General features: G+C 69.1%; 6 protein-coding genes. 3 read left to right on the top strand and 3 right to left on the bottom strand.

Features of this window, described 5'->3' with window-relative positions:
* Positions 1-140: 140 nt before the first annotated feature.
* The 3 genes from lexA to LRF89_RS05110 are packed head-to-tail and all read left to right on the top strand — an operon-like array spanning position 141 to position 2991.
* The gene (lexA, locus tag LRF89_RS05120; RefSeq protein ID WP_201171397.1) at positions 141-824 is read left to right on the top strand and encodes a transcriptional repressor LexA; all 684 of its coding nucleotides are present in this window, start codon (positions 141-143) and stop codon (positions 822-824) included.
* 12 nt (positions 825-836) lie between these two features.
* Positions 837-1676, top strand: a complete 840-nt coding sequence (gene imuA, locus LRF89_RS05115; RefSeq protein ID WP_201171400.1) for a translesion DNA synthesis-associated protein ImuA — start codon at positions 837-839, stop codon at positions 1674-1676.
* Between the two features lie 22 nt (positions 1677-1698).
* A complete protein-coding gene (locus tag LRF89_RS05110) occupies positions 1699-2991 on the top strand; it encodes a Y-family DNA polymerase (protein ID WP_238636685.1) in 1293 nt (430 codons plus the stop codon).
* A 7-nt stretch (positions 2992-2998) separates the two neighbouring features.
* On the opposite strand, the gene LRF89_RS05105 is transcribed toward LRF89_RS05110, so the two are convergent.
* From LRF89_RS05105 to rpsO, 3 genes are all read right to left on the bottom strand, one after another.
* Positions 2999-3649 carry an isochorismatase family protein gene (locus LRF89_RS05105; RefSeq protein WP_201171405.1) on the bottom strand — a complete coding sequence of 217 codons (651 nt, stop codon included), beginning with the start codon at positions 3647-3649 and terminating at the stop codon, positions 2999-3001.
* A gap of 100 nt (positions 3650-3749) precedes the next feature.
* On the bottom strand, positions 3750-5837 hold the full coding sequence (gene pnp, locus LRF89_RS05100) for a polyribonucleotide nucleotidyltransferase (RefSeq protein WP_201172511.1): 2088 nt from the start codon (positions 5835-5837) through the stop codon (positions 3750-3752).
* A gap of 40 nt (positions 5838-5877) precedes the next feature.
* Positions 5878-6147 carry a 30S ribosomal protein S15 gene (gene rpsO / locus LRF89_RS05095; protein WP_201171416.1) on the bottom strand — a complete coding sequence of 90 codons (270 nt, stop codon included), beginning with the start codon at positions 6145-6147 and terminating at the stop codon, positions 5878-5880.
* Between the last annotated feature and the right edge of the window lie 121 nt (positions 6148-6268).

The following is a 6268-nucleotide window of genomic DNA, read 5'->3' as shown; positions in this document are numbered from 1 at the left end:
TTCAGGGTTCAGGGGGAGAGTTTCAGGCTGCAACGGGGCCGTGACAAGGGAGAACGCTCTCCCGTCGCGGCACGAGCGGTTGACGACTGAGCCGATCCACACTGTTGTACATAAACCCATCTGTGTATATAGTACTACCCATGGATACCCTTACAGACCGCCAACGCGAAATCCTCGAGCTCATCCGCCGCTCGGTGGCGGAGCGGGGATACCCCCCGACTCGAGCCGAGATCTGTCAGAGCCTCGGCTTCCGCTCACCGAACGCTGCCGAGTCCCACTTACGTGCGCTCGCCCGCAAGGGGGCCATCGAAATGCGGCGCGGCGCCTCGCGGGGCATCCGGCTGACCGATGCCGCTGCCCGAGGCAACCCCGAAGCACCCCGGACCACCGAGGAAACGGACGGCACCGGCCTCCCGGTTGTCGGGCGGGTGGCCGCCGGTAGTCCGCTGCTGGCCGAGGAGAGCATCGAGCGCTACTGCCAGGTCGATGCTGCACTGTTCTCCCCGCCGGCCGATTACCTGCTGCGTGTCCGCGGCGAAAGCATGCGCGATGCCGGCATCCTGGACGGCGATCTGCTCGCCGTTCGCCGTGACACCGAGGCCCGGGACGGGCAGATCGTGGTGATCCGCCTCCACGACGAAGTCACCGTCAAGTTCCTGGAACGCCGCGATGGCGTCCTGCGGCTGATCCCGGCCCACCCGGACTACCCCGTCATCGAGGTGGCGGCGGACGGTCAGGATGCCGTGCTCGAGGGCATCGGCGTCGGCGTGCTGCGTAGTCCGCTCCACCCGCGCGGTCCGGAAGACGACACGGCGTCCGACTGAGGAGGCGCAACCGTGAGCGAAGCTGCCCTGCAACCGCTGTTGAACGATCCGCGCATCTGGCGCCCTGGCCGCCGGGCCGAGACCGCCCGGCAACCCGCGCTCGGCACCGGTTATCCGGAACTGGACGCCGCCCTGCCCGACGGCGGCTGGCCTCTGGGCACCGTGACCGAGATCTTCCACGAGCAACCGGCCATCGGCGAACTCCAGCTGATCCTGCCCAGCCTGGCAGCGCTGAGCCGGCGCAGGCAGTGGCTGGCCCTGGTCGCCCCGCCCTACATCCCCTACGCCCCGGGGCTGGCCCACGCGGGGCTGGACCTCTCACGGGTGCTGCTCATCCACCCGCGCGCCCACGAAGAGCACCTCTGGGCCATGGAGCAGGCGTTGCGGAGCGGAACCTGCGGCGCTGTGGTCGGCTGGCCCCGGCAGGCAGACCGGACCGCCCTGCGCCGCCTGCAACTGGCCGCCGAAACCGGCGAAAGCTGGGCCGCCCTGTTCCGGCCGCACAAGGCACGGCACCAGGCCTCCACGGCGGCAATCCGTATCGCCCTACAACCGGAAGAGGACGCCACGCTCGGCGTCGACCTGCTCAAGTGCCGCGGCGCCCAGCCGCGCCGGCTACAGCTCCGGCCGGCACAGGCTGCCCCTCCGAACCCCACCGAAGCCCGAAACACCACCGAGGCGCGCTACCCCTCTCCACGCACCGAGGGCACCGCAGCAGCAGCCGAATCCGCCCTCCGGGAGGCGCCGGCCGGTGACCAGCCCCGTCAGGCTGCACCGTCTCCGCGGCGCCAGCCACGACGGCAGGACGCTCGCTCCCGCACCGCCGCGGGGCAGTTGCCCCTGCCCCTCTAGCACGACACGCTGCGCCCCAACCATGCCGGAGCCACACACCAGCCCGCTGTGGCTCGCTGTCCGCTTGCCTGCGCTGGCCGCCGAGCCCCCGGCCTCGGCAGGGCACACCCTCGAGCAAGTCGGCCTGTGGGGCCTGGAGCTTACGCATCAGGTGAGTCTCGCCCCCCCCGACACCCTCTTCCTTGAGGTCGGCGGCAGCCAGCGGCTGTTCGGGGGACCGGGGGAGATCCGACGCCACGCCCGGGAGGGTTTGCAGGGGCTGGGCCAGACTCCGGCATACTTGGCTGCTGCCCCCACGCCCCAGGGCGCCCGGCTGCTCGCCCGGGCCAGCCCGGGCACCTGGGTGACGGACCGCCGGACGCTCCGCCACACCCTGATGCCCCTGCCCTGCCAGCTCCTCGATCCGACCCCGGCCCAGCAGGAAGCCCTGGACGCCCTCGGACTGAGCCGTCTGGGCGACTGCCTGCGCATGCCCCGCAGTGGCCTGCGTCGCCGCATCGGCGATCCCCCCGTGCGCAGGCTGGAGCAGGCCCTCGGCGAACGGCCCGAGCCGCGCCACTGCATCACGCCGCCGCAGCACTACCGCGGCCGCCTGGAACTGCCGGCCCCGACGACCGCCACCCGGGCCGCCGGCTTCGGCCTGCACCGGTTGCTGCGCGCCCTGGTGGGGATGCTGCGTGGCATCGACGCCGGGGTCCAACAGGCCACCGTCATCCTGGAACACCCCGACGCGCCGGAGACTCGACTGACGCTGGGGTTCCTGCGCCCGACCCGCGACCTCGAACACATGGCCCACATCGCCCGCCACCGACTGGAGCGCCAGAGGCTCCCCGATGTGGCGGTGGCTATCCGCCTCGAGGCGGATCAGCTGCTCCCGTACCACGGCACCAGCGGCCAGCTCTTCGAGGAGGTCGGCACCAGCACCGAGGCCGTCCGCACCCTGAGCGAACGGCTCATCGCCCGCCTGGGAACCGATTGCGTCCACCGCCTAGCCGTTTGCCCAGACCCGCGCCCGGAGCGGGCCTGGCGCCGCATCCCACTGGAACACCCCGATCAGCCGCCCGTCGCCACGCCACCGCGACCAGCCTGGCTGCTACGCCGTCCGCAGCGGCTGCGCAGTAGCGAGGACCGCCCATACTGGGGCGGCCCCCTCCACTTGGAGGCCGGCCCGGAACGGATCGAGAGCGGTTGGTGGGACGGCGAGGACGTGGTGCGCGACTACTACGTAGCCCGCGCCCCGGGCGGTAGCCGTCTCTGGGTCTATCGCGACCACCGCCCTCCCTACGGCTGGCACCTGCACGGCTTCTTCGCCTGAGAACGCCTCACGGCGCCCCGCTGACAACCTCCACGCCCGCAGCCTGCAGCGTCCGCTGCACCGAGGCGTCGTTGCTGGCATCCACCGGACGGGTCAGGTCCCACAGGAAGTGCACCCGGAAGCCGGCCCGGGCACCATCCTCCGCGCTCCAGAGCGCGCAGTAGTCCCGCGCCAACCCGCAGACGTAGATTTGCTCGACACCGAGTTCGCGGAGATAGCCGGCCAGCCCCGTCGAGGGTCGCCGCCCATCGGGCGCGAAATTCTCGCGGAAAGCGCTGTAGGAGTCGACCAGCGGGTCGGTGGCCTTGCGCAGCACAAGATCCGCGTAGCGCCAAGGGATCCCGTCGTGCAGGGCCGCCCCGGGCGTGTCCTGTACACAGTGATCGGGCCACAGCACCTGCTCGACACCGTGGAGCTCAATCACCTCGAAGGGGGAACACCCCGGATGGCTGGAAGCGAAAGAGATATGCCCCGGCGGATGCCAGTCCTGAGTAGCTACCACGTAGCGCACGGGCGCCCGCTCGAGCAAGCGGGCAATGGGGGCCACGACTTCTTCACCGCCCTGGGTCGGCAACGCGCCGCCGGGCATGAAGTCCGGCTGGACGTCGACGACGAGCAAAGCCGCGTGCTCGGCGTCTCTAGGTTGGGCCTCGACCACTGCAACCTCCCGGGGATCGGTCGGTGTCCCCTTATCAGGGTAGCCGCCGCGGCGCCGGCAGCAAGCCAGCGCCGCAACGACTGCAGCGGTAGGTTCGTGGTTACTCTTCCTCGACCGCCTTCATGGACAGCCGGATCCGGCCCTGCCGGTCCACCTCGAGCACCTTGACCCGTACCGAGTCGCCCTCGGCCAACTCGTCGGCGACGTTCTCGACCCGGTTGTTGGAGATCTGAGAGATGTGCACCAGACCGTCCCGGCCGGGCAGGATGTTGACGAAGGCCCCGAAGTCCATGAGCTTCGCCACTTTGCCCTCGTAGACCTTGCCCACCTCGACATCGGCGGTCAGCAGCTCGATGCGCTTCTTCGCCTCCTCGGCCGCGGCCTTGTCGGCGGAAGCGATGGTCACTACGCCCTCGTCGCTGATATCGATGTTGGTGCCGGTCTCCTCGGTCAGGCCACGGATGGTGGCACCGCCCTTGCCGATGACGTCGCGGATCCGCTCCGGGTCGATCTTCATGGTCAGCAGACGCGGGGCGTACTCGGACATCTGCTCGCGCGGCTTGTCGATCACCCGGTTCATCTCGTCGAGGATATGCAGCCGACCCGAGCGCGCCTGCTCCAAGGCCCGCTCCATGATCTCGCGGGTGATCCCGTCGATCTTGATGTCCATCTGCAGCGCGGTGACACCGTCCTTGCTGCCGGCCACCTTGAAGTCCATGTCCCCGAGGTGGTCCTCGTCACCGAGGATATCGGTCAGGACGGCGAAGTCGTCGCCCTCCTTGATCAGCCCCATGGCGATCCCCGCCACCTGGGCCTTGAGCGGTACACCGGCGTCCATCAGCGACAGGCTGGTGCCACAGACGGTGGCCATCGATGACGAGCCGTTGGATTCCGTAACCTCGGAAACCACGCGGATGACGTAGGGGAACTCTTCGTCCGAGGGCATCACGGCTTCGACGCCGCGCTTGGCCAACTTGCCGTGGCCAATCTCCCGCCGCTTCGGCGAGCCGATGAAGCCGGTTTCACCAACACAGTAGGGCGGGAAGTTGTAATGCAGCATGAAGGGCTCGCGGCGCTCGCCCTCCAGGGCGTCGATGACCTGGGCGTCCCGGCCGGTCCCCAGGGTACTGACGACGATCGCCTGGGTCTCACCGCGGGTGAAGATCGCCGACCCGTGCGTCCGCGGCAGCACGCCTGCCTGAACGTTGAGCGGGCGCACGGTCTGGTTGTCGCGGCCGTCGATGCGCGGATGGCCGGCCAGAATCCGGCCCCGGACGATCTTCTTCTCCAGCGTCTTGAACGCCTCGCCGACCTCGCCGGCGCTCCAGCCTTCGCGCTCTTCGTCCGCCAGCTCCTCGATGGCCCTATCCCGCAGGGCGCCGACCCGCTCGCTGCGCTCCTGCTTGTCGGCGATCTGGTAGGCCGCCTCGAGCTCCGGGCGCACCCGATCGGCCACGGCCGACTCCAGCGACTCGTTCTTCTCAGGCGGCTGCCAGTCCCACCGGGGCTTGCCGGCCTCGGCGGCCAGGTCGTTGATGGTGTCGATGGCCACCTGCATCTGCTCGTGGCCGTAGAGCACGGCATCGAGCATGGTGCTTTCGGGCAGCAGGTTGGCCTCGGACTCGACCATCAGCACGGCATCGCGGGTACCGGCGACCACCAAATCCAGGTCCGATTCGGCGGTCTGACTGAAGGTCGGGTTGAGGACGAACTCACCGTCCAGGTGCCCGACCCGGCAGGCCCCGATGGGCCCCTCGAACGGGATGCCGGATAGCGCCAGCGCCGCCGAGGTGCCGATCATCGCCGGGATGTCGGCATCAACCTCGTCGTTGAGCGAGAGCACCGTGGCGATGACCTGGACCTCCTGGCGGAACCCCTCGGGGAAAAGGGGCCGGATGGGCCGGTCGATCAGGCGGCAGGTCAGGGTCTCCTTCTCGGAGGGACGACCCTCGCGCTTGAAGAAGCCCCCCGGGATGCGCCCCGCCGCGTAGGTGCGCTCCTGGTAGTTGACCGTCAGCGGCAGGAAGTCGCGTGCCGCGGCGGGGTCCTTCTTGCCGACCACGGTGACCAGGACCACCGTGTCCGCCATGTCCACCAGGACGGCGCCATCGGCCTGTCGGGCCACGCCCCCGGTCTCCAGGGTCACCTGATGCTGACCGAACTGGAAGCTCCGCTTGACCGGGGTCAGGGATAGCTGGCTCTCGCTCATCGTTCTTTACCCCTTGCGCTTACTTGCGAATGCCGAGACGCTCGATGACGTCCTGGTAGCGGCTCCGATCCTTGCGCTTGAGGTAATCGAGCAGCTTGCGGCGCTGGCTGACCAGCTTGAGCAGGCCCTGCCGAGAGTGGTGGTCCTGCTTGTGCACCGAGAAGTGCTCGGTAAGGTGCTGGATACGCGCCGAGAGCAGCGCGATCTGCACCTCGGGCGACCCGGTGTCCGACGGAGAGCGCCGGAACTGCTCGACGATCTCCGATTTTTTCTCAGCATTCAGCGACATGTACGACTCCTGACCTATACGCTCGATTTCGGCCTGTCCATAAAGGCCGTTAGTGTAGCCCTCGCGGGGGCAAAGGAACAAGAATTCACCCGCGAGCGGCGGGAAACTGCGCAGCGGGCTT

The sequence above is a fragment of the Halorhodospira sp. 9621 genome, from assembly GCF_022228055.1.
In the GTDB taxonomy this organism is placed as follows: domain Bacteria; phylum Pseudomonadota; class Gammaproteobacteria; order Nitrococcales; family Halorhodospiraceae; genus Halorhodospira; species Halorhodospira halophila_A.
Note: the sequence above shows the minus strand (reverse complement) of the source record. Positions and strands in the feature narration are given on the sequence as shown.

Bases quoted from the DNA above. Each gene is read 5' to 3' on its own strand.
- lexA (WP_201171397.1), top strand. From the start codon at position 141: ATGGATACCCTTACAGACCGCCAACGCGAAATCCTCGAGCTCATCCGC.
- LRF89_RS05110 (WP_238636685.1), top strand. From the start codon at position 1,699: ATGCCGGAGCCACACACCAGCCCGCTGTGGCTCGCTGTCCGCTTGCCT.
- rpsO (WP_201171416.1), bottom strand. From the start codon at position 6,147: ATGTCGCTGAATGCTGAGAAAAAATCGGAGATCGTCGAGCAGTTCCGG.